Origin of the sequence: Lentzea sokolovensis (assembly GCF_033949975.1) — a bacterium.
In the GTDB taxonomy this organism is placed as follows: domain Bacteria; phylum Actinomycetota; class Actinomycetes; order Mycobacteriales; family Pseudonocardiaceae; genus Lentzea; species Lentzea sokolovensis.
On the sequence record NZ_JAXAVU010000014.1, the window covers coordinates 132,219 to 155,795 of the forward strand.

General features: G+C 70.1%; 20 protein-coding genes. 10 read left to right on the forward strand and 10 right to left on the reverse strand.

What is annotated here, in order from left to right; translation table 11 throughout:
- Positions 1-2: 2 nt before the first annotated feature.
- Both SK854_RS34720 and SK854_RS34725 read left to right on the forward strand, forming a co-directional pair.
- Positions 3-2,333, forward strand: a complete 2,331-nt coding sequence (locus SK854_RS34720; protein ID WP_319979363.1) for a phosphoketolase family protein — start codon at positions 3-5, stop codon at positions 2,331-2,333.
- Positions 2,324-3,424: an acetate/propionate family kinase gene (locus tag SK854_RS34725; protein ID WP_319979364.1), complete on the forward strand. Its 1,101-nt coding sequence runs from the start codon at positions 2,324-2,326 to the stop codon at positions 3,422-3,424. Before SK854_RS34720 ends, SK854_RS34725 begins: the two co-directional genes overlap by 10 nt.
- A gap of 258 nt (positions 3,425-3,682) precedes the next feature.
- Here SK854_RS34725 and SK854_RS34730 read toward each other — a convergent pair whose 3' ends face one another.
- From SK854_RS34730 to SK854_RS34740, 3 genes are all read right to left on the reverse strand, one after another.
- Entirely contained in the window at positions 3,683-4,585 is a 903-nt protein-coding gene (locus SK854_RS34730) for a DUF1963 domain-containing protein (protein WP_319979365.1), read from the reverse strand.
- Between the two features lie 268 nt (positions 4,586-4,853).
- Positions 4,854-6,446 (reverse strand): phytoene desaturase family protein, encoded by a 1,593-nt coding sequence (locus SK854_RS34735; protein ID WP_319980042.1) that lies wholly within the window; start codon positions 6,444-6,446, stop codon positions 4,854-4,856.
- A gap of 2 nt (positions 6,447-6,448) precedes the next feature.
- Complete coding sequence (locus tag SK854_RS34740) at positions 6,449-6,925, reverse strand: SRPBCC family protein (protein WP_319979366.1); 477 nt, start codon at positions 6,923-6,925, stop codon at positions 6,449-6,451.
- A 345-nt stretch (positions 6,926-7,270) separates the two neighbouring features.
- Between SK854_RS34740 and SK854_RS34745 the strand changes: the two genes are divergently transcribed.
- The 3 genes from SK854_RS34745 to SK854_RS34755 all read left to right on the forward strand — a co-directional run bounded on the left by SK854_RS34745 (position 7,271) and on the right by SK854_RS34755 (position 12,232).
- The gene (locus SK854_RS34745; RefSeq protein WP_319979367.1) at positions 7,271-8,056 is read left to right on the forward strand and encodes an ANTAR domain-containing response regulator; all 786 of its coding nucleotides are present in this window, start codon (positions 7,271-7,273) and stop codon (positions 8,054-8,056) included.
- A 262-nt stretch (positions 8,057-8,318) separates the two neighbouring features.
- Entirely contained in the window at positions 8,319-11,030 is a 2,712-nt protein-coding gene (locus tag SK854_RS34750) for a SpoIIE family protein phosphatase (protein WP_319979368.1), read from the forward strand.
- Entirely contained in the window at positions 11,027-12,232 is a 1,206-nt protein-coding gene (locus tag SK854_RS34755; protein WP_319979369.1) for a PP2C family protein-serine/threonine phosphatase, read from the forward strand. Before SK854_RS34750 ends, SK854_RS34755 begins: the two co-directional genes overlap by 4 nt.
- Positions 12,233-12,249: 17 nt before the next feature.
- Here SK854_RS34755 and SK854_RS34760 read toward each other — a convergent pair whose 3' ends face one another.
- The 4 genes from SK854_RS34760 to SK854_RS34775 are packed head-to-tail and all read right to left on the reverse strand — an operon-like array spanning position 12,250 to position 14,439.
- Positions 12,250-12,714: a nuclear transport factor 2 family protein gene (locus SK854_RS34760; protein WP_319979370.1), complete on the reverse strand. Its 465-nt coding sequence runs from the start codon at positions 12,712-12,714 to the stop codon at positions 12,250-12,252.
- A gap of 29 nt (positions 12,715-12,743) precedes the next feature.
- Complete coding sequence (locus SK854_RS34765; RefSeq protein WP_319979371.1) at positions 12,744-13,553, reverse strand: DUF1295 domain-containing protein; 810 nt, start codon at positions 13,551-13,553, stop codon at positions 12,744-12,746.
- 11 nt (positions 13,554-13,564) lie between these two features.
- On the reverse strand, positions 13,565-14,002 hold the full coding sequence (locus SK854_RS34770; protein ID WP_319979372.1) for an SRPBCC family protein: 438 nt from the start codon (positions 14,000-14,002) through the stop codon (positions 13,565-13,567).
- A 50-nt stretch (positions 14,003-14,052) separates the two neighbouring features.
- Complete coding sequence (locus tag SK854_RS34775) at positions 14,053-14,439, reverse strand: hypothetical protein (protein ID WP_319979373.1); 387 nt, start codon at positions 14,437-14,439, stop codon at positions 14,053-14,055.
- A 97-nt stretch (positions 14,440-14,536) separates the two neighbouring features.
- Here SK854_RS34775 and SK854_RS34780 point away from each other — a divergent pair, with 97 nt between their 5' ends.
- Positions 14,537-15,517 (forward strand): carboxylate-amine ligase, encoded by a 981-nt coding sequence (locus tag SK854_RS34780; RefSeq protein WP_319979374.1) that lies wholly within the window; start codon positions 14,537-14,539, stop codon positions 15,515-15,517.
- 34 nt (positions 15,518-15,551) lie between these two features.
- The gene (locus SK854_RS34785) at positions 15,552-16,514 is read left to right on the forward strand and encodes an iron-containing redox enzyme family protein (protein ID WP_319979375.1); all 963 of its coding nucleotides are present in this window, start codon (positions 15,552-15,554) and stop codon (positions 16,512-16,514) included.
- On the opposite strand, the gene SK854_RS34790 is transcribed toward SK854_RS34785, so the two are convergent.
- Positions 16,436-16,633: a CDGSH iron-sulfur domain-containing protein gene (locus tag SK854_RS34790; protein WP_319980043.1), complete on the reverse strand. Its 198-nt coding sequence runs from the start codon at positions 16,631-16,633 to the stop codon at positions 16,436-16,438. The genes SK854_RS34785 and SK854_RS34790 overlap by 79 nt on opposite strands.
- A 166-nt stretch (positions 16,634-16,799) precedes the next feature.
- On the opposite strand from SK854_RS34790, the gene SK854_RS34795 reads away from it, so the two are divergent.
- Positions 16,800-17,789: an NAD-dependent epimerase/dehydratase family protein gene (locus tag SK854_RS34795; protein ID WP_319979376.1), complete on the forward strand. Its 990-nt coding sequence runs from the start codon at positions 16,800-16,802 to the stop codon at positions 17,787-17,789.
- Between the two features lie 51 nt (positions 17,790-17,840).
- On the opposite strand, the gene SK854_RS34800 is transcribed toward SK854_RS34795, so the two are convergent.
- Positions 17,841-20,147 (reverse strand): ATP-binding protein, encoded by a 2,307-nt coding sequence (locus SK854_RS34800; protein WP_319979377.1) that lies wholly within the window; start codon positions 20,145-20,147, stop codon positions 17,841-17,843.
- A gap of 266 nt (positions 20,148-20,413) precedes the next feature.
- Entirely contained in the window at positions 20,414-21,250 is an 837-nt protein-coding gene (locus SK854_RS34805) for a GAF and ANTAR domain-containing protein (protein ID WP_319979378.1), read from the reverse strand.
- Positions 21,251-21,539: 289 nt separating this feature from the next.
- On the opposite strand from SK854_RS34805, the gene SK854_RS34810 reads away from it, so the two are divergent.
- Positions 21,540-21,899, forward strand: coding sequence for an STAS domain-containing protein (locus SK854_RS34810; RefSeq protein WP_319979379.1), 360 nt, complete (start codon positions 21,540-21,542; stop codon positions 21,897-21,899).
- A gap of 392 nt (positions 21,900-22,291) precedes the next feature.
- On the forward strand, positions 22,292-23,575 hold the full coding sequence (locus SK854_RS34815; RefSeq protein WP_319979380.1) for a cation:proton antiporter: 1,284 nt from the start codon (positions 22,292-22,294) through the stop codon (positions 23,573-23,575).
- Positions 23,576-23,577: the final 2 nt, after the last annotated feature.

Sequence of the window (23,577 nt, forward strand, 5' to 3'; positions counted from 1 at the left end):
AGATGTCGAACGCCGACCTGGAGCTCGTCGACGCGTACTGGCGAGCCGCCAACTACCTGTCGGCCGGCCAGATCTACCTGATGGACAACCCGCTGCTGACCGAACCGCTGGCACCGGAGCACATCAAGCCCCGCCTGCTCGGCCACTGGGGGACCACACCGGGCCTCAACTTCGTCTACGCGCACCTCAACCGGATCATCCGCGAGCGCGACCTCGACATGATGTTCGTGACCGGCCCCGGCCACGGCGGTCCCGCGTTGCTGGCCAACACGTGGCTGGAAGGCTCCTACAGCGACACCTATCCGGACGTGCCACGCGACGCCGAAGGCATGCGGAAGCTCTTCCGGCAGTTCTCCTTCCCCGGCGGGGTGCCCAGCCACGTCGCGCCCGAGGTGCCCGGCTCCATCCACGAGGGCGGCGAACTGGGCTACTCGCTGGCGCACGCGTTCGGTGCGGCGTTCGACAACCCCGGTCTGATCGTCGCGTGCGTGGTCGGTGACGGCGAGGCCGAGACCGGCCCGCTCGCGGCCAGCTGGCACGCGAACAAGTTCCTCAACCCGCGGAGCGACGGCGCGGTGCTGCCGATCCTGCACCTCAACGGCTACAAGATCGCCAACCCCAGCCTGCTCTCGCGGATCCCGCACGACGAGCTGGACGCGTTGCTGCGCGGCTACGGCTACGCGCCGTTCTACGTCCAGGGCGACGAACCCAAGACGATGCACGCCCGCATGGCGGAGGTGCTCGACCAGATCGTGGACGAGATCCACCGCATCAAGGGCTCCGAGGAGCGGCCGCGCTGGCCGATGATCGTGCTGCGCAGCCCCAAGGGCTGGACCGGTCCGTCCGAAGTGGACGGCGTGCCGGTCGAGAACACCTGGCGGGCGCACCAGGTGCCGTTGTCGGGCGTGCGGGACAACCCGGACCACCTGCGGCAGCTGGAGGCCTGGCTGCAGAGCTACCGGCCGACGGAACTCTTCGACGAAGGCGGAACGCCGCGCCCGGAGCTCGACGCGCTGGTGCCGGCCGGTGAGCACCGGATGGGCTCGACGCCGCACGCCAACGGCGGGCTGTTGTTGCGCGAGTTGAAGATGCCGGGGATTCGCGCGCACGCGGCCGAGGTCGTGAAGCACGGCACCACGCACTCCGAACCGACCAGGGTGCTCGGCCGGATGCTGCGCGACGTCATCACCCTGAACGCCGACGCCAGGAGTTTCCGGATCTTCGGCCCGGACGAGACGGCGTCCAACCGCCTCGACGCCGTGTACGAGGTGACCGGGAAGCAGTGGCAGGCCGAGACGCTGGCCGTCGACGAGCACCTGGTGCACGACGGCCGGGTGATCGAGGTGCTGTCCGAACACCTGTGCCAGGGCATGCTGGAGGGCTACCTGCTCACCGGCAGGCACGGGCTGTTCAACTGCTACGAGGCGTTCATCCACATCATCGACTCGATGTTCAACCAGCACGCAAAGTGGCTCAAGACGCACAAGAAGCTGGAGTGGCGCAGGCCGGTCGCGTCGCTGAACTACCTGCTCAGCTCGCACGTGTGGCGCCAGGACCACAACGGTTTCTCCCACCAGGACCCCGGTTTCATCGACCACGTCATGAACAAGAAGGCCGAGGTCGTCCGCGTCTACCTGCCGCCGGACACGAACACGCTGCTGTCGGTGGCGGATCACTGCCTGCGCAGCAGGGACTACGTCAACGTGATCGTGGCGGGCAAGAACGAGACGCCGGACTGGCTCGACGTCGACGAGGCGATCCTGCACTGCACCCGTGGCGCCGGCATCTGGGAGTGGGCGAGCAACGACGACAGCATCGAGGAACCGGACGTCGTGCTGGCGTGTGCGGGCGACGCCCCCACCGTCGAGGTGCTCGCCGCGACGAAGCTCCTGCGCGAGCACCTGCCGACGTTGCGGGTCCGCGTGGTCAACGTGGTGGACCTGATGCGCCTGCAGCCCGACACCGAGCACCCGCACGGCATGCCGGACCGCGAGTTCGACGCGCTGTTCACCGCCGACAAGCCCGTCATCTTCGCCTATCACGGCTACCCGTGGCTGATCCACCGCCTGACCTACCGCCGCACCAACCACCACAACCTGCACGTCCGCGGCTACAAGGAAGAAGGCACCACGACGACACCGTTCGACATGCTGGTGCTCAACGACATGGACCGCTACCGGCTGGTGATCGACGTCGTCGACCGCGTCCCCGGCCTCGGCCCCAAAGCGGCCCGGCTGCGTCAGCACATGCAGGACCAGCGCACCCGCCACCACAACTGGATCCGCGAGCACGGCGAGGACATGCCCGAGGTCCGCGACTGGACGTGGCAGTGAACGTCCTCGTGGTGAACGCGGGCTCGTCCAGCCTGAAACTCCGCGTTCTCGGCGAGGACGACACCGTCCTCGCCGAGACCACCGTCGAACGGTGGTCGGGCGGCGACGAAACCGGCCCGCTGGAGGACTTCCTTCGAGACGCACCGTCCGTGGACGCGGTCGGGCACCGCGTCGTGCACGGTGGCTCCGAATTCACCAGCGCCACCGCGATCAACGACGACGTGCGCGCCAGGATCGAGGCGCTCACCGGACTGGCGCCGCTGCACCAGCCCCGCGCGCTCGCCGGCATCGACGCGGCACGCCACCTGCTCCCCGACGTGCCCCAGATCGCGTGCTTCGACACCGCCTTCCACACCACGATGCCCGCGGCCGCCACGACCTACGCCGTGCCCGCCACGTGGCGCCGCAAGTGGGACCTGCACAGGTACGGCTTCCACGGCCTGTCACACGCCTACGCCTCCCGGCGGGCGGCCGAACTGGCAGGCATGCCCGGCGCACGGGTGGTGAGCTGCCACCTCGGTTCCGGGGCGTCGCTCGCCGCTGTCGCGAATGGACGGTCCGTGGACACGACGATGGGCTTCACCCCGTTGGCGGGTCTGGTGATGGCCACCCGCAGCGGAGACGTCGACCCCGGCCTGCTGGTGTGGTTGCAGCGCGCCGGACTGACACTGGACGAGCTCGAAGACGGCCTGGAACACCACTCCGGTCTCGCCGGCCTGTCCGAGGTCGGAGGTGACCTGAGGGACGTGCGCAAGGCCGCGGAGAACGGCGACGAGCACGCGGTTCTCGCGTTGCGGGTGTACGTGCATCGGCTGCGCCAGAGCGTGGCCGCGATGACCGCGTCCATGGGTGGGATCGACCTGCTCGTGTTCACCGGCGGTGTGGGAGAGCACGACGCGGCATTGCGGGCGGGCACCGCTGCCGGACTGAGTTTCCTCGGCATCAGCCTCGACGAGGGCCGCAACTCCGAGGTCGTGCGGGACAACCGCGTCAGCGCGGACGGTTCGGCTGTCGGGGTCTGGGTCGTCGAGGCACGGGAGGACGTCGAGATCGCCACGCAGACCCGGTCAGCGCGCGACGTCGAGAGATGACAACACAACTGGCCGCGCGCGACAGCTGGCGGTCGTGGTTCCGCTGGACGACCGTGGGGAGAGTTCGAGGGCTTTCTCGCGGGCGGAACTGGATCGGCGTCACGACACTGGCAGCGGGATTCGCCTGGGCCGATGGGTCTGGGCCAACGCCTTGACCTGGGGTGCTGGCCCGCTCTCCCAAAAGAGCCGGGGTTCTGTTGGTGTCGACACAAACAGAACCCCGGCTCTTTTCGCCCCCGTCTCACGGCCTCTTGCGCGCTACTCGGTGAACATCGTGAACGACCGCATCTTGTCGAAGCGCCGGGCGGCGAGATCGTCGGAGTTGATCAGGAAGCATCCGTAGTAGACGTCGCTTTCCGTGTGGAACTGCGCGAGCGGCACCCATTCCTGCCTCAACCGGCGCTCCTCCTCGTGGAGCAGGCGGAACCACTCCGCCCTCTGGAGGTCGGAGCCGCGAGGCCGGTCACCGATGTTGATGGACGCCATCTGCGTCCACGGACCGTCCTGGCCGCCGATCTCCATGCCGTACCCGCCGAGGCGGAGCGCGGCGGACCGGTCCTGCGCCGGCCAGAGTTCGCCGACCAGCGCGCACAGCTCGTCGAGGTGCTTCAGTTCGTCGAGGAGCTGCTTCACGGTGTCCGACTCGAACTCGACGTCGCGTTCTTCGATCCAGTCCGGCAGAACCGGCTGAACCCACGCGGACAGGCGGCGCTCGGGAATCAGGAACGGGATGTTCTCGTGGAAGAACGTCGCGCTGTCGTGATCGGACGGCGGTGACGCCACCGCCGTGTCCGTTCCCGCCGGGACGTACAGGGCCTGCGCGTACGGCGACCCACCAAGAGGGGAATGTTCTTCCATGTCCTCCTCGTGGTGCAGGAACAGCAGCAGCGAGCCGTCTTCCGGCAGGGCAAGCCCTTCGGCCCGAGGAAGGGCCGCGCAGTCCACGGAGCCGATGAACGGCAGCGGGTAGCTCTCGCCGCCCGGCCACTCCACGCCCACCGGTAACCGCGGTAATCCCCCGAGCTGCCCGACGCTCTCCTCTTCGGCACTGCCCGTGCTCGCCCAGATCGCGAACCGGAGCTGATCGGAGAACTTGTCGACTTCGTCGCCCGGGATGTCCCGATCGAGTGCGGCACTGCGGAATTGCTCGTAGCGGTTCATGGCGGAGCATGATCGCAGATGGGTGGGAGCGCTCCCTCACGCGGCCGGACAGGTGGTGCGGGTGAAACCGGGGAACGTCGACGGGTTCCGGCCGGTTTCCGTTGGCGCTCAACTGATCCAGCATGAACCAGGAGACGCGGATCGCGCTGTGGCCATCGCCCACATCGCCTGACCGTCCGGTGTGGAGCCCGCAGATCTCCATCGCGCACCAACGCCGCCGTCGCGCTCGACGTCGTGGAACGCCCACCGGCAGTCCGGTGGTGCTGTCTCAGCTGTAGATCAGGTCCTGCACGAACCGCATCGACCGGCCGTACAGTGCACCGCCGACGCCTGCCCTGGCCAGAGCGGCACGAGCGGCGTTCGCTCCTGGTCCCCCGTGCACCGCGCCACCCGGATGCGCGGAGGCGCCGGCGAGGTAGAGCCGGTCGATCGGGGTGTCCGCGCGCCCGGCACCCGGCAGCGGGCGGAACACCAGTTGCTGGTGGATCGCGGAGGTGCCGGAGTTGATCGCGCCGCCGACCAGGTTGGCGTCCTGCTCCTCCAGGTCGTGCGGGCCGGACACGTGACGGCCGCGGATCGTGGTGGTGAAACCGGGTGCGTGCCGCTCCACGACCTGTTCGACGCGGTCGGCATGACGGCGCACGGCGTCACGGTCCCAGCGCATGCCCCGCGGCACGTGGGTGTAGGCCCAGGCCGCCTCCGTGCCCCGGGGCGAGCGGGACGGATCGGTCGTGGTCATCTGGCCGAGCAGGAGGAACGGCCTGTCCGGCAGGCGGCCCGCGGCCAGTGCCGTGCCGAAGTCGGTGAGGCCGTCGACGTCGGAGTCCAGGTGCACCGTGCCGGCCGAGCCGGCCGCCGGGTTGGTCCACGGAATCGGCTTCGACAACGCCCAGTCGACCTTGACGGTGCCGTCGTCCCAGCGGAAGTTCCGCAGGTCGTCGAGGAGACGCGCCGGTAGGTGCCCGGAGTCCACCATTCGCCCGTAGAGGGTGGGGGCGGGCACGGTCGCCAGCACCGCGCGTCGCGCGCGAATCCGCTCACCACCGCTGTCGGCGACTCCGACGGCCTGGCCGCGGGCGACGAGCACCTTCGTGACCTCACGTCCGCACTCGATCTTGCCGCCGCGCTCGGTCAGCCTGCGCACCAGCGCCGCGGTCAGCTGGCCCGCACCGCCCTCGGGCACCGGGAAGCCGACGTCCTGGGCGAGCATGCAGAGCAACCAGCCGAAGACGGCGCTGCCGGACTGGCCGGGGCCGAGGTCGGAGTGCAGGGCGTTGCCGGAGAGCAGGATCCGGGCGCCGTCGCCGGTGAAGCGCTCCTCGCCGAGGGTCTTCGCCGGCATGGTCAGCATCCGGGCCATCCGCAGGGCCTCGGCGACGCCGAGCGTGCGCGCCAGCCGGGATGCTGGCCGCACCGGCGGGAACGGCGTGAACAACGAGTCGAGGAGGTGGTCGCGGATGCGCTGCCACGTCTCGAACTCACTGCGCCAGGCGTCTCCGTCCGCCGGCGAGAACGCCGCCAGCGAGGCGACGGTCTCGTCGAGGTCCCGCGACAGGACGGCGCACCGGTCGTCGGGAAGAACGTGTGCGACGACGGCGGGCGCGTGCGTCCAGCGCAGTCCGTGGCGTTCCAGTCGCAGCCCTCGCAGGATCGGGGACGCCGCGCCCAGCGGGTAGAACGAGCTGAACAGGTCGCTGTGGAAGCCCGGCTCGATCAGTTCGGCCGTGCGGACGGCTCCTCCGGGTTCGGCGGCGGCCTCCAGCACGAGAACGTCCCATCCCGCGTCAGCCAGCAGGTTCGCCGCCACCAGGCCGTTGGGCCCGGCGCCGATCACCACGGCGTCCACAGCGGTCGCGGGCACGGTCACCGGATCTCGTTCTCGCCGGCGCCGAGCGACGGTGCGTCGCGGCCGACCGCGAGATCGCCGAGGCGGGCGAGGGATTCCTTGTTGCGTGGTCCGAACAGCACTCCCTGGAGGACGCCGGGAACCAGGCTGGCGGGCCCTCCCACGACCTCCTCCTCCATGGTCACCTGCGTGCCGGTGCCGTTGTGCAGCGGAGACAGGCTGATGCGCACCTTGGCGGTGCCCAGCACCCACAGGTGCGCTTCCAGTTCGAGCAGCCGTCCTGGCTCGACGGCGAGAACGGTGGTGGTGTCCTCGATCTGGGTGGGCCACGCTCCCGCGCTGTGGTGGATGCGGGTACCGACGGACGGCCAGCCCTCGTCCACGTCCCGGATGTGGGAGTTGCCGACCACCCAGCCCGCGTAGGACCAGCCGTCGGCCAGTACGGCGAAGACGTTGTCCGGACTGGTGCCCACGACGTGAACGGTCTTCATCATGGCTTTCTCCCGTGATCCGTGTAGCGGCCCTGCGCTCTTTCTTCCCTGAATCCGGCATGTTCATGCGGCATGGGTGCCAGGCCACGCGTTGGGGCGTCTCGTTCGGGCTACTCGCCTCGAAGCACCCGGTACGGCTGGGACCGCGTCGTGCGCGACGCGGTCCTCGTCTGTCAGCGCACCGCGCCACCTCGGGTGGCCGGCCTGGACCGGTGCGGGCTGTCGAGACCGACAGCACCCCGCGCTGGTTCGGTTATCCCGCCTTCGCGCGGGCAGGCTCTAGCATTCCCTGTGAGAGCGCTGGGCGACCAGCGCCGCCAACTCCATCCCGGCGAAGGGCCCGGCGGCATGAACGACTTCACAGTCCCACCGGGCCAGAGCGGTGGGCACGCCGCCGGAGCCGAGCGGCAGGATCCGGTGGAGCGACTCGACGAGGCCACCTCCGCGCTGATGACGCTGCGGGACGGTTTCTCCGGCGTGGAACCGCTCGACGAGGTGCTTCAACGCCTCGCCGAGACCGCCACGAGAGCGATCCAGGACGCCGACGCGGTCACCGTCACCGTGAGCCCCGAGCAACCGAGGACCGCCGCCGCCAGCGACGCGTCGCTCACCGAGATCGACGAGGAGCAGTACCGCGCCAACCGCGGTCCGTGTCTGGAGGCCGCGCGCACGCTCCGGGCCGTGCGCGCCGTGGTCGGGGACAACGGGACCGACTGGCCCGAGTTCGACGCGGCCGCCGACCAGCACGGCGTGCGTGCCTACTTGTCCGTGCCGATCCTGCTGCCGGACACGGACCACAGCGACGCAAGACACGTGGGGTCGCTCAACATCTCCAGCTACACCGGCACGGCGTTCGACCCGTTCGACGAAGGCCTGATGCGGCTGTTCACCACCGCCGCCAGCGCCGGGATCGCCAACGCCCACCGGTGGCAACGCTCCCGCGAGAAGATCACGCAGCTCGAGACCGCGCTCCTCTCACGTGCGGTCATAGACCAGGCGAAGGGCGTGCTCATCGCGGTGCACTCGTGCACCGCGGACGAGGCCTTCGCCATGCTCGTGCAGCAGTCCCAGAACAAGAACCTCAAGCTGCGTGATGTCGCGCAGGGCCTGCTCGACGGCGTCGCCCCGCACTGAGCACGACGCACGTACAGCTCGCCGGGGTGGGCCGGCTGCCGGCTCGGCCGGGTCGTCGATCGCCGGCAGCTCACGTTCGTCGTCCATGCTGTCCGGAACACGTTTGCCGGGCGCTCCACAGTGGCAACCCCGCCACAGCTGTTCGAGATGAAGGGGCCCGCGGATGAGTTCGTCGTCGTTCTCCCGCAAGCACATCCTGGCCATGACGGAGCTCGGGCGCGCGCGGTTCGCCGCACTGTCACCGGCGTGACAGGCTGCAGACATGGGCACCGCCGGACATGAGATCGACTCCGACCGACTGCGCGGGCTCGTGCGCAACCTCGGCGTGGTCTTCTGGGCCGCCGACGCCCGGACCCGCGAGTTGACCTTCGTGTCCAGCTACGTCGAACAGCTGCTCGGCCACCCGGTCCGGCGCTGGCGGGAGGAGCCGGAGTTCTGGGACTCGGTCGTGCACCCCGACGACCGCGACAGGACCCGGCGGGAACGGTGGCACGGCGCCGGGGACCACGACGACTACGACCTGAGCTACCGCGCGCTCACCGCGGGGGGCGAAGTCGTGTGGCTGCACGAGAAGGTGCACGTGGAGCGCGATGAGACAGGCGCGCCGCGAGCTCTTCAGGGCGTGCTCATCGACGTCACCGGCCAGCGCGCCGCCGCCGAGCGGGAACGGTTCCTCGCCGTGCTCGACCGGGAGTCGCAGAAGCTCGACGACGCCGACGACCTCATGGCGCTGGCGACCCGGCTGCTCGGCGAGCACCTCGCCGTCGACCGCTGCGCCTACGCGAGGACGGAGGCGGACGAGAACCACTTCGTCATGAGCGGTGACCACGCCACCGGCCTGCCTCCGTTGCCGGGCCGGTTCGCCATGCGCGAGTTCGGCGCGGGAGCGCTGCGCGCGATGCGGGCGGGAGAGCCGTGGGTGGTCGTGGACAGCGGCGACGACCCGCGACTCGACGAGGACGACCTGGCGGCCTACGCCGTCACGGGCATCCGCGCGGTGATCTGCCTGCCGCTGCTGCGGGGCGGGCGGTTCGTCGCGGCCATGGCCGTGCACCAGGCGCAACCGCGGCAGTGGACCCAGGACGAGATCGACCTCGTGTCCGTCGTGGTCAACCGCTGCTGGGAGTCGATGCAGCGCGCGCACTCCGACCGTGCGTTGCGCGACAACGAGCGGCGTCTCCGTCTGCTGATCGATCGGGCGGTCGACTGCATCTGGGTCCTCGACGGGGAACGGCGGTTCGTCGAGATCAACCCGGCGGCGTGTGCGTTGCTGGGCTACCGGCGCGAGGAGCTGATCGGCCGCCGTGCCGAGGAACTGTTCGTGCCCGGCGAGGACGGCCGGGATCTGCCGCAGGCCCAGGAGACCGGAGTCTGGAACCTGCGCTGTGCCAACGGATCTGTCGTCGCGCTGGAGCTCAGCGTCCAGGTCACGCCGAACGGGCTGCAGGCCATCGGGCGGGACGTGACCGAACGGCAGCGCACCGAGGCCGAGCGCGAACTGCTGCTCCAGCGCGAGCACGAGATAGCCACCGCGTTGCAGCGCAGCCTGTTGCCCCGTGAGCTCCCGGTGCTGGAGCGCCTCGCCATCTCCGCCCGTTATCTGCCGGCGTCGAGCAACGCGCAGATCGGCGGCGACTGGTACGAGGTGCTCCCGATCAGCGGCACGGTGGTCGGGATGTCGGTCGGCGACGTCGTCGGCTCGGGCCCGACGGCCGCGGCCGTGATGGGACAGCTCCGCAGTGCCCTGGCCGGTTTCCTGGTCGACGGGCACTCCCCCGCCGCCGCGCTGGAACGGCTCGACGCCTTCGCGTCCAGGGTGAACGGCGCCATCGGCAGCACCTGCGCGTGCATCACCTTCGACTGGGCGACCGGCAGGCTGTGCTGGTCCAGCGCGGGTCACCTGCCGCCGCTGGTGGCCGATCAGCGAGGAGCCCGGCTGCTGACGAACCACACCGGCGCGGTGCTGGGCACTCCGGGACGAGGCCCGTACGAAGAGCACAGCACCGCGCTGGCCCCTGGCGGATCGATCGTGCTCTACACCGACGGCCTGGTCGAACGCAGGGGTGTCGTCGTCGACGACGGTCTCGACCGGCTGCGCGCCGTCGTGGCGGACGCACACCACCGGGCGCCCGCCGAACTGACCGACACGATCGTCGACGCGCTGCTCACCGACGGCCGCAGCGACGACGTCGCACTCGTCGTCGCCCGCCACCTGCCCGCACCGCTGCACGTGTCCACCCCCGCCGAGTCACACCGGCTGTCCGAACTGCGCGGTGCCGTGTCCGAGTGGGCGGAGGCCTCGGGGCTCTCCGACGACCTCGCGTACGACCTCGTCCTCGGCTACGGAGAGGCCGCCGCCAACGTCGTGGATCACGCTTACCCTGACACCCTGGGCACTTTCGACACCGAGATCGTGCACAGGAACGGCGCCGTGCACGTCACCGTGCGGGATCACGGCAGGTGGCGTCCGGCGCCGGAGGAACCCGGCCACCGCGGCCGCGGGCTGCAGATGATCCGCGCTCTGGCAGAGGACGTCGAGCTCGACTCGGACAGCACGGGCACGACGGTCAGCTTCCAGTTCCCCACCACACCGACCGGCGCCACGCCGGCACCGCCGCCGCCCGCCAAGCCGTCCGACGTGATCGGGCTCGCCGCGCAGGAGGGTCCCGGCGGTACGCAGGTGCTCCGCCTCACCGGCGACCTCGACGCACACACCTCCGGCGGCCTGCGCGAACCACTGCTGGCCCACATCGCCGCCCGGCCCCACGGCCCGGTCGAGATCGACCTCACCGGCCTCGGCTATCTGAGCAGCTCCGGCGTCGCGCTGCTCCTCGAGGCCGCGGCCGGCGCGCGGCGAGCCGGGCGGACGATCAGCGTGACCTGCCTGTGTGGCAGCGCTCCGGACCGCGTCCTCACGTTGTCGGGCCTGCACGACGTCCTCGCGGTGCAGAGCCGGCCCGGTGAGTTCACGTGACCAGACGGGCAGAGGCCTGGAACTCGGTGTTCCGCCGGATCATCAACGGCGCCCACCTGACCACGGCCGACGGTCTGGCGGCACTGCTGGACGAGGCCACCGCCCAGGCCGATGTCAGCGTGCGGCTCTACATCGTCGACATGGGACAGCAGTGGCTGCGCTCGGCCCGTCCTGAACCGCTGCCGCCGTTGCGAGTGGATTCCACCGTGGCCGGACGCGCGTTCCAGCGGACCGACATCATCGCGGTGCACGATTCGCCGCCGCACCTGTGGCTGCCGGTGCTGAACGGCACCGAACGGCTCGGCGTGCTCCAGGCGACCCTGCACGGAGACAACGACGACCAGGCCCGTGAGTACTGCTGGGAGCTCGCGGGACTGATCGGGCATCTCGTCATGAGCAAGCTCCACTACAGCGACTTCCTGCACGTCCGGCGCCGCACCACACCGTTCTCCGTGGCGTCCGAACTGCTGTGGCAGCTGCTGCCGCCCCAGACCTTCGCCTGTGACCAGTTGACGGTGACGGCGGTGATGGAGCCCTATCACTCCGTGGGCGGCGATGCCTACGACTACTCCGTCGACAACGGCCGCGCACACGTCTCGATCTTCGACGCGACAGGGCACGACATGCGGGCGGGCCTCACCACCGCGGTGGCGCTGGCGTCCACCCGCAACGCACGCCGCAACGGTCTCGGCCTCGTCGAAGCGGCCGAACTGGCCGACCAGGCCGTGCAGCAGCAGGCAACCGAGGGACTCAGGGCCCCGTTCGCGACGGCGGTGCTCGCCGAACTCGATCTCGCGACCGGGGTGCTGCACTACCTCGTCGCGGGACATCCGCCGCCCCTGCTGGTGCGCGGCGGCAGGATGGTCAAGGCGTTGAAGAACCCGGTCACCCTGCCGCTCGGCCTCGGCCACCTCTCCACGGCGCCACGGCGGCTCGGACGGGAACAACTCCAGGCAGGCGACCGGGTCCTGCTCCACAGCGACGGCGTCACCGAAGCGCGCGACCCACAGGGCGAGCAGTTCGGCGTGGAACGTCTGGTCGATCTCACCGAACGTCATGAAGCGGCCGGGCTGCCCGCACCCGAGACCCTGCGCCGGGTGTCCCGCGCGGTGCTCGACCACCAGCGCGGGCAGTTGCAGGACGACGCCACCCTGCTCCTGCTCGAATGGAGCAGGACCGCGGCCCGTCGCGTTCTTCCCTGACCCGCGCCCGAGTCTCACTAACCCCGGGCATCGTCGAAACGGCCGTCGAGTTCCCCCTGCGGCAGGACCTCGGTGGAGTTGTGCTCACGGACGATCCGCCACGCGTCCGGCGTCCGCCGCCAGACCAGCGAGGTCGTGGTCCGGATGTCCGTGACGCCACCGGGTGTGACGATCCGGGCCACGAACCTCAGCGTGGACGCGGCCAGGTCGCCACTCGCGACGACGTGCGGGCCGTCGTCGATGGCGTGCCGCGCGGACACCATCTCGCGGAAGGCGGGCTCCCAGATCGCGCCGTAGCCGGCGGCGGTCGTCGCCACGCGGTGTTCGGGGTCGAAGTCGTCGTAGAGGCGGACGTCCGGTGAGGTGAAGTCGTAGAACTCGCCGAAGACACGCCGGAAGTCGAAGGGCACGTCTCCTTCGCGACGGTCCCAGCCGAAGACCCACCGGCCGTGCTGCCTCGCGACCACCTGGTCGTCGTTCATGATCTCGACGCCAGGACCGCGCCAGGATTTCAGGCAGGGTGCGTCACACCCACCCGCTTCGAGGGCCGGGGAAAGAAGAAGGCGACGCGCCTCTGGTAGTCGCGATAGCCCGGGCGGTCCCGCATCCGTTGCTCGGTGCGCTTCGCCCCGGTGGCGAACATCAGCAGATAGCTCATCAGCGCCGGTGCGGGCAGCGTCCACCCTGCCGGGGACGACGCGGCTGCCGTGAGCCAGGCGCCGTCCCAGACGAGCGAGTCGCCGAAGTAGTTGGGATGGCGCGACCAGCCCCACAGGCCGGTGTCGAGCACGTCAGGGCGTTCGCTCCCGTCCTGCTTCGAGTACTCGGTCTTCTGCCGGTCGGCCAGTGCCTCGATCACCGCGCCCGCGGCCATGACGGCGAGTCCGGCGGGAGCGAGCCATCGGCGGGCGGTGCGCGGCAGCGTGCTGGAGGCGGCGATCTGCACGGGGACGGAGACCAGCAGCTGGCACAGGCCCTGGGTCACGAAGACCTTGCCGATCACGGCCGCCGTCGAGGCTCCCCGCAGGAACTCCGTGTAGCGCGGGTCTTCCTCGTCACTGCCGCGCACACGGCCGAGCATCTGGTGCTCCAGGCGGGCCGCCCACGCGGTCGCCGCGGCTGCCAGTGCCCACCGCCTGCGGGTGTCGCCGCTACCGGCGAGGGCGCCCGTGACCGCCACGGCGGCCAGTCCCGGGCCCCAGGCGACGTCGGCGTAGTCGCGCCGTCCTGTGCGCAGGGCGACCACCGCCGTAGTCGCCTGGATCGTCCCCACGACGACGGCGGACAGGCCCGCCACCCGTCGCAGGTTGGCGAAGTCCACCTCGCGCGGCACTAACGCGCCAGCCCGTTGAGCACCTCGGTCATCTGCTTCTCGGTGTCGTTGCCGAGCTTCTCGAAGACGAGCTTGCCCAGCGGGGCCGCGAGTTTCGCCGCGCCCTTGAACTCCAGGTCGTTGGTGTAGGTGATGGTCGAGCCCGCGCCGTGGGGCGCGATCTCGATGGTCTCGGTGGAGGTGGCGGTGTCGTTGCGGCCCACCAGCACGATGCGGTCCTGAGCGAGTTGCTCGAGCGTGTAGGTGAGTTCGGTGGTGATGCCCGCGATCTTCGACGTGTTGTGCCAGTTCGCCCCGACCGCGACCGGCCCGCTGTCGTTGCGGGTGCAGCTCTCGGTGCCGGGGTCCCACTGCTCGGCGTTGCCGAAGTCGGCCAGGTACGGCACGACCGTCCCAGGTGAGGCGTCGACGGTGAACGTGCGGGACACGGTGGTCATGAACGAATCCTTTCGCCGGGTACAGGTCTGAGTACCCAGCGCGGGAGCGATCAGTCGTTCTCTGCGTGCGCGGCGGAGCTGAGGCGTTGGCGGTCGCGCTTGAGCTGCTTCTCCAGGCCGTGCCGCTGTCCGCCGGCCAGGTCGTCGCGGGCGGCGCGTTCGACGTCCCGGAAGACGTCGTAGTACATGTCGTCGTACTCCTCGACGATCTGGAACGTCCACCGGCCGGGCAGGACGTTGCGGCCCATCAGGTCCCGTTGCACGCGCTTCGCGTGTTCGGGGTGGCCGGCCTCGCGCAGTGCCGCGATCGCGTCGTCGAGCTCGAAGTCGGCGGTGCCGGTGAGCTGGTGGAACGAGTACAGGTGGCCGCGAGCGCGTTCGGTGGTCTCCAACGCTTTGCGCAGCTTGCCGAGCGCCTCGATCGTCTTGTCGTCCATGCCGATCCGAATACCCCGTGGAGGTTCGCGCCTACCCCGTACGGGTAACCGCAGTTCACCAGGTTCCAGGAAGAGCGGAGACGGTCACTTGCCGGACATGTGCGCCGACACCGTGGGTGTGGAAGAAGAGTTCCTGCTCGTCGATCCGTTTTCCCGGCGCACGGTGATGCGCGCGAACGCCGTGCTCGCCCGATTGCGCGACACGGAACTGACCAAGTTCCACGCGGAACTGGCCGGAACGCAGGTGGAGGCCGCGAGTGGGCCGTGCACCAGCGTGGCCGCGCTGGGCGAGGTGCTCACGCACGCCCGTTCCATGGTCGCGGATGCCGCACGGGCAGAGGGCCTGGAGCTGATCTCCCGTGGCACACCGGTCAAGAACTCGACGCATTCGGTGGTCACGGACGGTGCGCGGTATCACCGCATTCTCGACACCTACGCGGGCGTCGTCGACGACTACGAGGCGTGCGGGTGCCACGTGCACGTCGGCGTGCCCGATCGCGAGACCGCCGTGGCCGTGCTGAACCACGTGCGGCCGTGGCTGCCGACGTTGCTCGCTCTGTCCGCCAACTCCCCCGACCGCGGCTACGCGAGCTGGCGGACGGTGCTGCAGTCGAGGTTCCCCGGCGCCGGCGTGCCTCCGCTGTTCGTCGACGCGGAGGACTACGACGCCCACGTCGGCCGGATGGTGGCCTGCGGGACGCTCGTGGACCGCGCGCAGTCCTTCTGGCTGGTGCGCCTGGCCACGACGCTGCCGACCGTCGAGTTCCGCGTGGCCGACGCGGCCGCCGAGGTGGACGACGCGGTGCTGCAAGCGGCGCTGTCCCGCGCGCTCGTGCACACCGCCCACGAAGACGTCCTCGCGGGCAGGGAACCCCTCGCGGTGCGGGACGACGTGCTCGCCGCCGCGGTGTGGACGGCCTCCCGGTACGGCATCGACGGCGCCGGAATCGACCCGTGGCGCGAGTGCCGGGTCCCCGCGACCGCCTTGCTCGACGACCTGCTCAAACACGTGACGTCCGCTTTGGACGAACGTGACGAACTCGCTCTCGTGCATGGGCTCGTCGCCGCGCGGGTATAGCTTGTGAGTGCAACTTCCTTCGCCTCGCGGCCCTTTGTCCGAGCGTGTCGTCGCCGCACTGAACGGTGAACCGGACGGACGCGAGCTGGCGTTCGTGGCCGCCGATCCGTACGGCGAGGACCTCGCCGTCGCCCTCCACACGTTGTACGAACTGCATTACGGCGGTTTCGACGGCGTGCACCCGGCCTGGGAATGGGATCCCGAGCTGCTGCGGCTGCGCGCACAGGTCGAACGCGTCTTCCTCGACCGGCTCAGATCCGATGTGGACGGCGGAGACGATCTCGAAGGGACGCTCGGCGCGATGCTGGTCGAGCACGTCCCCGGCAGCGGTGTCTCCCATCACATGCGTGATGGCGGGACGTGGGAGCAGATGTGCGAGTACTTCGCGCATCGTTCGGTCTATCACCACAAGGAAGCAGACCCGCACGCCTGGGTGATTCCGCGCCTGCGGGGCAAGGCGAAGGCCGCCCTGGTCGCGGTGGAGTTCGACGAGTACGGCGGCGGCCGGGCCGACCGGATGCACTCCCGTCTGTACGCCGATCTGCTCGACGGCGCGGGAATGTCGGCCGAGTACCTGCACTACTTCGACGACGTGCCGGCACCGGCCATCGCGATCGTCAACATGATGTCGATGTTCGGCCTGCACCGGTCGTTGCGCGGCGCGCTGGTCGGCCACTTCGCCGCCGCCGAGATCACCACGGGACCGAGCGCGCATCGCATGGTGCAGGCGTTGACGCGTCTCGGCGCCGACCCGCGGTGCGTCGAGTTCTTCACCGAGCACATCGAGGCCGACGCCGTGCACGAGCAGATCATGCGCAACGACGTGATCGGCTCTCTGCTGGAGCAGGAACCGTTGCTGACAACGGACGTGGTGTTCGGCGTCCAGGCGACGGAACTGCTGGAGTCACGCCTCGCCGATCACCTGTTGTCCTCGTGGGAGGCGGGCGAGTCGTCGCTGCGGACCCGCTTGCGGTGGCTGGTGTCGCAGAACGGGTAGCGCTTGCTGCGACGGCAGGCGCACACCGCGACCACGAACCGGTCGCTGGTGTGCGTCACTCCGTCGTCGGTGACCAGTTCAACCGGTCCTTCTACGAGCATCGGGCCGTTGGGCACCATCGTCACGCGGCGCGGGTTCTGTCTGGTCACCGTTCCTGACTACCCGGGGTTCGCTCCGCCGAATCAGGGGAAGACCAGAAGGTGACTTCGGGGAGGCGAACGTGAACGCAGTCGTGCGGCACGGCAAAGGTGACATCGGGCTCGACGACGTGAACGTGAGCCGCCCGTGAAGGTCGTCATCACCGGCGCGACCGGCAACGTGGGCACCGCCCTGCTCCGGCGGCTGGCAGAGGAACCCGACATCGAGGTGCACGGCATCTCCCGCAGACCACCGGCGGCCGCACCTCCCTACGACGTCGAGTGGACCCCGATCGACATCAGCAGGTCAGGAGCGGAGGAGCTCCTCCGCGTGGCGTTCGAGGGCGCGGACGCCGTCGTGCATCTCGCCTGGCTCATCCAGCCCGCCCGCAACGAACGCCTGACGTACTCGACGAACGTGGCGGGATCCGCGCGCGTGTTCGACGCGGCGGTGGCAGCGGGTGTGCCACACGTGGTGCACATGTCGTCCGTCGGCGCGTACTCGCCGGGCAGCAAGGACCGCCGGGTGGACGAGACCTGGCCGGTCGACGGCGTGTCCAGCTCGTTCTACAGCAGGCACAAAGCCGCGGTGGAGCACATGCTGGACACCTTCGAGGGCCGGTTCGTCATCAGCCGGCCGCGACCGGGGCTGATCCTGCAGTCCGACGCCGGAGCGGAGATCCGCGACTACTTCCTGGGCAGGCTGGTGCCGCGAAGCCTGTTCCGCCACCGGATTCCGCTGCTCCCGCTGCCACGCGACATGGTGCTGCAGTTCGTGCACGCCGACGACGTCGCCGACGCACTGGTGCTGATTCTGGAGAAGCGGTTGCCCGGTGCGGTGAACCTCGTGTCCGAGCCCGTCATCACGCCACGGGCCTTCGCCGAGGTGCTGGGCGCCCGGCACGTGCCCGTCGCGCCAGGTGTTCTGCGGCAACTGGCGAACGTCACGTGGCACCTTCGGCTGCAGCCCACCCCGTCCGGATGGGTCGACCTCGCACTGAGGTCTCCCCTGCTGGACGCGTCGCGGGCACACGAGGAGCTGGGCTGGAAACCCCTGGTAGGTGCGGAAGAAGCGCTGCGGGAGATCGTGCACGGCATCGGGCGAGGAGGCGGCGTCGACGCGAGCCCGGCGCTGTGACGCGGAGGACAGGCCCGGCAGTCCACACAGGACAGCGCGGAGCCGGAACGCTCAGCGGGCTCCGGGAGCAGTCGTCTCCAGACCGCGGGTGAAGTCGGCGAGCACGTCCTCGGCGACGCGGTGCAACTTGGTGTTGCTGCGCTGGGAGAGGCTCACCAGGTGCTGGAAGGCGGTGTCGCCGTCCCAGCGCCGGGTCACCATCAGGATGCCCATGGCCTTGCCGATCTCGCCACGGGTGGCCACGGCGGTGCGCAACGTCTCCGTCTGGCGTTCGCCTCTGGCGATGAGCGTCTCCCGGAACCGGGACAGCTCGAGATGGACGCGGACGCGTGCGATGAGCTCGGCCGGGTCGAACGGTTTGACGACGTAGTCGTCCGCACCGAGCCGCAGTCCATCCACAGTGGACTCCGCGCCCGCGCGGGCGGTCAGCAGGATCACCGGCAGGCGCGCCAGTTCCTGGTCGCCGCGCAGATCTCCCAGCAGGGCAAGGCCATCGCGGCCGGGCAGCATCACGTCGGTGAGCACCGGGTCCGGGCGGGCGGTGTGGACGCGGTCCAGGGCGGTCTCGGCGTCCGCGGACGCGTCCACCGTCCAGCCCTGGCCGGTGAGCAGGCGCACCAGGTAAGCCCGCAGGTCGGCGTTGTCCTCCACCAGAAGGATCCGCCGTTCGTCCTCGGTGCGTGACCGGCGGCTCGCGACCGGCTCCTGTCGCCGCTCCTCACCGGCGAACGCCGCGCCCAGGTCCGCGATCCGCTCCCCCGCCGGCACGGGGACGTCCGCGGGCACGTACGGGATGGTGACGGTGAAGGTGCTGCCCTCGCCGGTGCGGCTGTGCAGCTCGACCTGACCGCCCAACGCCCCGGACAGGTCGGCGACCAGGGCCAGGCCGATGCCGGTGCCTCCACGACTGCGACCCGCAGGGCCTTCTACCTGGTGAAATCGGTCGAAGACGCGGTCCTGCTCGCCGGGCGGAATGCCGGCACCGGTGTCCGCGACGGCCAGCACCACCTGCCCGTCGGTCCGGCGAAGGGTGACCGTGACGGCGCCGTGGTCGGTGAACTTGATCGCGTTGGAGACGAGGTTGAGCACGATCCTCGCCCACATCTCCTGGTCGATGGCCGCCGTGATCGGCTCGGCGGACACCGTCAGCGCCAGGCCGGCCCCGTCCGCGGTGGCCCGGCACATGCTGACGCACCCTTCGGTCAGCTCCGCCAGATCGGTGGGTTCTGGCCGGGCGTGCAACCGGTCGGACTCCGCCCTGGCCACGTCGAGCAGGTCGTCCACCAGTCGATTGAGGCGCAGCGCCGCCCGGTGAGCCGCGGCCAGCGTCTCGCGCCGCTCCCCCGTCTCGTCCTCGACCAGCGCGCCGAGCGGTGCGAGCAACAGGGTCAGGGGCGTGCGGAACTCGTGGCTGATGTTCTGGAAGAAGCGGTTCTTGGCCGCGGCCAGTTCCGAGAGGGCCTCGGCTCGGGCACGTTCGGCGGCGTACGCGTGCGCGTCACCCAGGAGGGCGGCGACCTTCGCCGCGACCAGGTCGACATAGCCCGCGTACAGGTCGTCGAACGCTCTCAGCGGGCTCAGGCCGAGCACCAGCACGCCGGTCACCGCCGAGGCGTCCTGCAGCGGAGCCACCACGGCGTGGTCCAGGTACTGCGTCCGGCCTGTTTCCGCCGCCTGCCGCACGATCTCGTCCGGTACGTCGATCTCACCGCTCGTGGCGACCAGGTCCTCGTGTCCGTCCTGTTCGCACAGGTAGACCTTCACGGCGGGCACGTCCGGGCGATTGTTCGCCAGCACCTCGACCGCGGCGCGGCACACGTCGGCCGGGGTGTCGGCCTCGGCGATCGTCACCATGCCCAACCGGTGCAAGGACTCCAGACGGCGTTCGCTCAGCACCTGTGCGGTGACGTCGGTGGTGGCCACGAAGATGCCCGCGACGCCTCCGTCGTCCGTGTGCACCGGGCTGTAGGAGAACGTCCAGTACGTCTCCTCCAGGTAGCCGTGGCGGCGCAGGAGCAGCCGCAGCTTCTCCGAATACGTCGCGCAGCCCGACAGGGCGCGGTCGGCCAGCGGCGCGAGCTCGTCCCACACCTCCGCCCAGCACTCGGACCCGCGCTGTCCCACCGCTGCGGGGAACTTGTCCCCGAGCACGGGCATGTAGGCGTGGTTGAAGATCTGCACCAGGTCAGGGCCCCACCACAGCAGCATCGGGATCTGCGACGGCATCACCGTGCGCACGGCGGACCGCAGCTCCACGGGCCACGACTCGACCGGGCCCAGCGATGTCGATCCCCAGTCCAGGCCACGATGCGCCGCACTGGTCTCTTCGTCGCCGGTGAACAGGCCCACCCTCGCCATCACGCCCTCCGCTGTCGTGGCGGAACTGGGAGGCGGACGACACCGAGCAGGTTCGTAGCCGACCCAGAACCGCTCGGCTGCCGTTTCAACCGACGGTGGAATTCTACCCGGAGGACCTTCCGGGAGCTTCGCGGCGCGGGCGGAGGACGTGCTGTTGGTGCGGCACGCGGGTGAGCTACTCCGTCCGTCGTGCACTGGAGCACCTGCGCTACGAGCCGATCGGGTTCCAGCCTGCGAACCCCGTCCGCACTCCGCGTTTCACCGCGTCAGGGCAGATCCAGGTCGCCGTGGCGGCTCGCGATGGTCTCGGCGAGTTCGACGAGCTTGACGTTGAGGTGCTGGGAGGACTGGCGCAGCAGGTCGAACGCCTCGTCTGCGTTCAGTCCGCGACGGGCCATGAGAATGCCCTTGGCCTGTCCGATGACGTCACGGGAGTTGATCGCCCGGCGCAGCTGCTCGGCCTGCAGGGCGGAGGCGTCGACGGCCTCGGTGTGCGCCAGCGCCAGGGACGCGTGCGTGGCCAGCAGCAACGCGACCGCCTGGTCCGTCTGGTCGAGGCCGCGCCGCTGACGGGAGTAGATGTTCAACGCACCGGACAGCCGGGGCGCCTGGGCGTCGGGCAGCAACGCCGTGGACAGCACCGCGCCCATGCCCCGTTGGGCCGCCTCCGGGCCGAACCGGGGCCAGGACACCGCGACGGTCAGGTCGGGCGCCGACGCGACAGCCGGGCCCTCCGGATCCGCGACGTCGAGGCAGGGCCCTTCCAGCAGGTCGTACTGCAACTGGTCGAGCTCGATCGCGATCGGGTCGGTCTCCACCGGCGTGTGGAACTTCCCGTCCCGGGACCGCAGGGTGACGCTGACCAGGTCCGCGCCGGGCACGACCCGCACCGCGGCGTCGACCACCTGCTGCAGCACCTCCCCCGCCGTGGTGGCGTCGAGCAGGGAGTACGTCAGGGTGGCGAACTGCTGGGCCAGCGGCCCGAGCGGCGCTCCGTGATCCCGCGCGGGTGCCCGGCCGGCCGCGAGCGCCTTCTCGGCGTCGGCCGTGAACCTCGTCCGGTCGAGACTCCAGTCCTCGTCGCTGGGGGGAAATTGCGGCACCTCGGCTCCTCTCCTTCCCGTCCGGTGGAACACCGACGACGGTGGTGGGGCTGACCGGGCGCTGCACTGCTGAACCCCTGGCCCACGGTAGGCGATCCCGGCACCGGTCGCTGGCGGCCGATGCGGCATCACTGCTGCCCCGACTCTGCCAGACGCCGCAAAACCCCTCGCCTCGCGTTGTGGGCCGTGCCGCGATCGCCTACCGTGAGGGGAGGTCCAGCCGTTTCCCTTGTCGGGTTCAGCAAGCAGCTCGGTGAACGCCCCACCACCACAGAGTGGAGTCGCCGTGATGAAGGCAGAGCTCAACACCCGCCCACCCGTGTGCTCGGTGTACGGCTTGCGGCAGGACGGCGTTCCGATCGTCGCCGTCACGGGCGAGGTGGACATCGCCACCGCGCCGTTGCTCCGCGCGGAACTCATGACCCAACTGGCACAGTCACCCGTCGCGCTGGTCGTGGACCTGCGTGAGGTGACCTTCTTCGACTCCTCCGGCATCGGCGCTCTGCTCACGGCCCACCGGCAGGCGTCGGATCTCCGGGTGGTGGCGGACAAAACGCCCGTGCTCAGAACTCTCCACTTCTCCGGTATGGACACGGTGTTCCGGGTCCATCCGACGCTGACGGAAGCGCTGGCAGGACTGGCCCGATGACCACTGCGTCCACAGTGGACGGCAGTGTCTTCTGACATGGCACCGCGCACGACGGGCAGCCCTGGCGTTTGACCGAGAACAGGAAAGTACTGCGAAGGCTGCCGGACCAGGCGGGCCGCACGTGTGCGAGTCACGAAGACACCGCGGCTGGCCCCGGTCGGTACGGACATCTTCTGACGCGACGCACAGCAGGTGTGGCCCGAGCTGCGCCCGTACTTCGACGACCGCGCTGAAGGGCGCCCGAACTCTCGGCCCGCCCGGCACCGCGGAAGGTCTGGCAGAACTGCGGGAGACAACGCCGGGGTACGACGACCACCGCGAGTGGCCTTCAGTTTCGGACTTGTACCCAACGGGGTATCTGCCCGGTCCAAGGGTCGAACGAGAGGCACACAGTGGATCCAGGCCCCCTGTTGTACACCGGCGCGGGCCTGGCGACGCTGGCCGCCGCTCTCCTGCCCCGGTTGCTCGACCGCGCACCGATCTCCATGCCGATGCTCTTCCTCGGCGCGGGCGCGCTGACGTTCTCCTTCGTCGAGCCGCTGCCCGCACCCGATCCCGTCGAACACAGCGGCCTGCTGCTGCACCTGACCGAGATCTGCGTGATCATCTCGCTGATGGGCGCGGGCCTCGCGCTCAACCGCGTGGTGAGCCTGCGCGGCTGGGCGAGCACCTGGCGTCTGCTCGCCATCACCATGCCGTTGTCGATGCTCGGCGTCGGCCTGCTCGGCTGGGGCGCGCTCGGTCTCGGCGTCGCGGCCTCCGTTCTGCTCGCGGCCTCCCTCGCCCCGACTGATCCCGTGCTGGCAGGCGAGGTGCAGGTCGGCGAACCCGCGGAGAACCCGGAGTCCGACGAGGACGAGGCACGGTTCGCGCTCACCTCCGAGGCCGGTCTCAACGACGGTCTGGCCTTCCCGTTCACCTACGCCGCCATCGCGATCAGCCTCGCCGGAGCCGCGCCCTCGGAATGGCTCGGCCACTGGCTCGCGGTGGACGTGCTCTGGCGGCTGTTCGCCGGGCTGGCCGTCGGCCTGCTCATCGGCTGGGCGCTCGGCAAGCTGTTCTTCTCGGCTCCGTCGGAGAAGTTCCGCCTGGCCGAGCACGCGGAGGGATTCGTGGCCCTCGCGGCGACGTTCCTCGCCTACGGGGTCACCGAGCTGATCAACGGCTACGGGTTCGTCGCCGTCTTCGTGTGCGCGTGCGCGATCCGTGCCGGCGAACACCGCCACGGCTACCACCAGGTCCTGCACCAGTACGTCGAGCAGGCCGAGCGCATGCTGACCGTGGTGATCGTCTTCCTGCTGGGCGGCGCCGCGGCCACCGGCCTGCTGTCCGGCACCACGTGGGCCGAGATCGGCGTGGCCGCCGCGGTCCTCCTGGTGGTGCGACCACTGGCCGGCTGGATCGGCCTGCTCGGAGGCAGTTCAGGCCCTCGCGAACGAGCCGTCATCTCGTTCTTCGGTGTACGCGGCGTCGGGTCGCTGTTCTACCTCGTCTACGCCCTGCAGGCAGGGCGGTTCGCGGAACAGGACGCGCTCTGGCGGGTCGTCGCGCTCGTCGTGATCGGCTCGATCCTGGTGCACGGACTCTCGGCGTCGCCCGTCATGTGGCTGCTCGACCGGAAACGGCGGCAGAAAGCTCGGCGCCGCAACGACAAGCCCTCTCACACCCACGTGTGAAG

What these genes read in the sequence shown, in the direction of transcription:
- SK854_RS34720 (WP_319979363.1), top strand. Translation starts at nt 3, where the DNA reads ATGTCGAACGCCGACCTGGAGCTCGTCGACGCGTACTGGCGAGCCGCC.
- SK854_RS34730 (WP_319979365.1), bottom strand. Translation starts at nt 4,585, where the DNA reads ATGAACCGCTACGAGCAATTCCGCAGTGCCGCACTCGATCGGGACATC.
- SK854_RS34740 (WP_319979366.1), bottom strand. Translation starts at nt 6,925, where the DNA reads ATGATGAAGACCGTTCACGTCGTGGGCACCAGTCCGGACAACGTCTTC.
- SK854_RS34745 (WP_319979367.1), top strand. Translation starts at nt 7,271, where the DNA reads ATGAACGACTTCACAGTCCCACCGGGCCAGAGCGGTGGGCACGCCGCC.
- SK854_RS34750 (WP_319979368.1), top strand. Translation starts at nt 8,319, where the DNA reads ATGGGCACCGCCGGACATGAGATCGACTCCGACCGACTGCGCGGGCTC.
- SK854_RS34760 (WP_319979370.1), bottom strand. Translation starts at nt 12,714, where the DNA reads ATGAACGACGACCAGGTGGTCGCGAGGCAGCACGGCCGGTGGGTCTTC.
- SK854_RS34770 (WP_319979372.1), bottom strand. Translation starts at nt 14,002, where the DNA reads ATGACCACCGTGTCCCGCACGTTCACCGTCGACGCCTCACCTGGGACG.
- SK854_RS34775 (WP_319979373.1), bottom strand. Translation starts at nt 14,439, where the DNA reads ATGGACGACAAGACGATCGAGGCGCTCGGCAAGCTGCGCAAAGCGTTG.
- SK854_RS34780 (WP_319979374.1), top strand. Translation starts at nt 14,537, where the DNA reads ATGTGCGCCGACACCGTGGGTGTGGAAGAAGAGTTCCTGCTCGTCGAT.
- SK854_RS34790 (WP_319980043.1), bottom strand. Translation starts at nt 16,633, where the DNA reads ATGGTGCCCAACGGCCCGATGCTCGTAGAAGGACCGGTTGAACTGGTC.
- SK854_RS34800 (WP_319979377.1), bottom strand. Translation starts at nt 20,147, where the DNA reads ATGGCGAGGGTGGGCCTGTTCACCGGCGACGAAGAGACCAGTGCGGCG.
- SK854_RS34810 (WP_319979379.1), top strand. Translation starts at nt 21,540, where the DNA reads ATGAAGGCAGAGCTCAACACCCGCCCACCCGTGTGCTCGGTGTACGGC.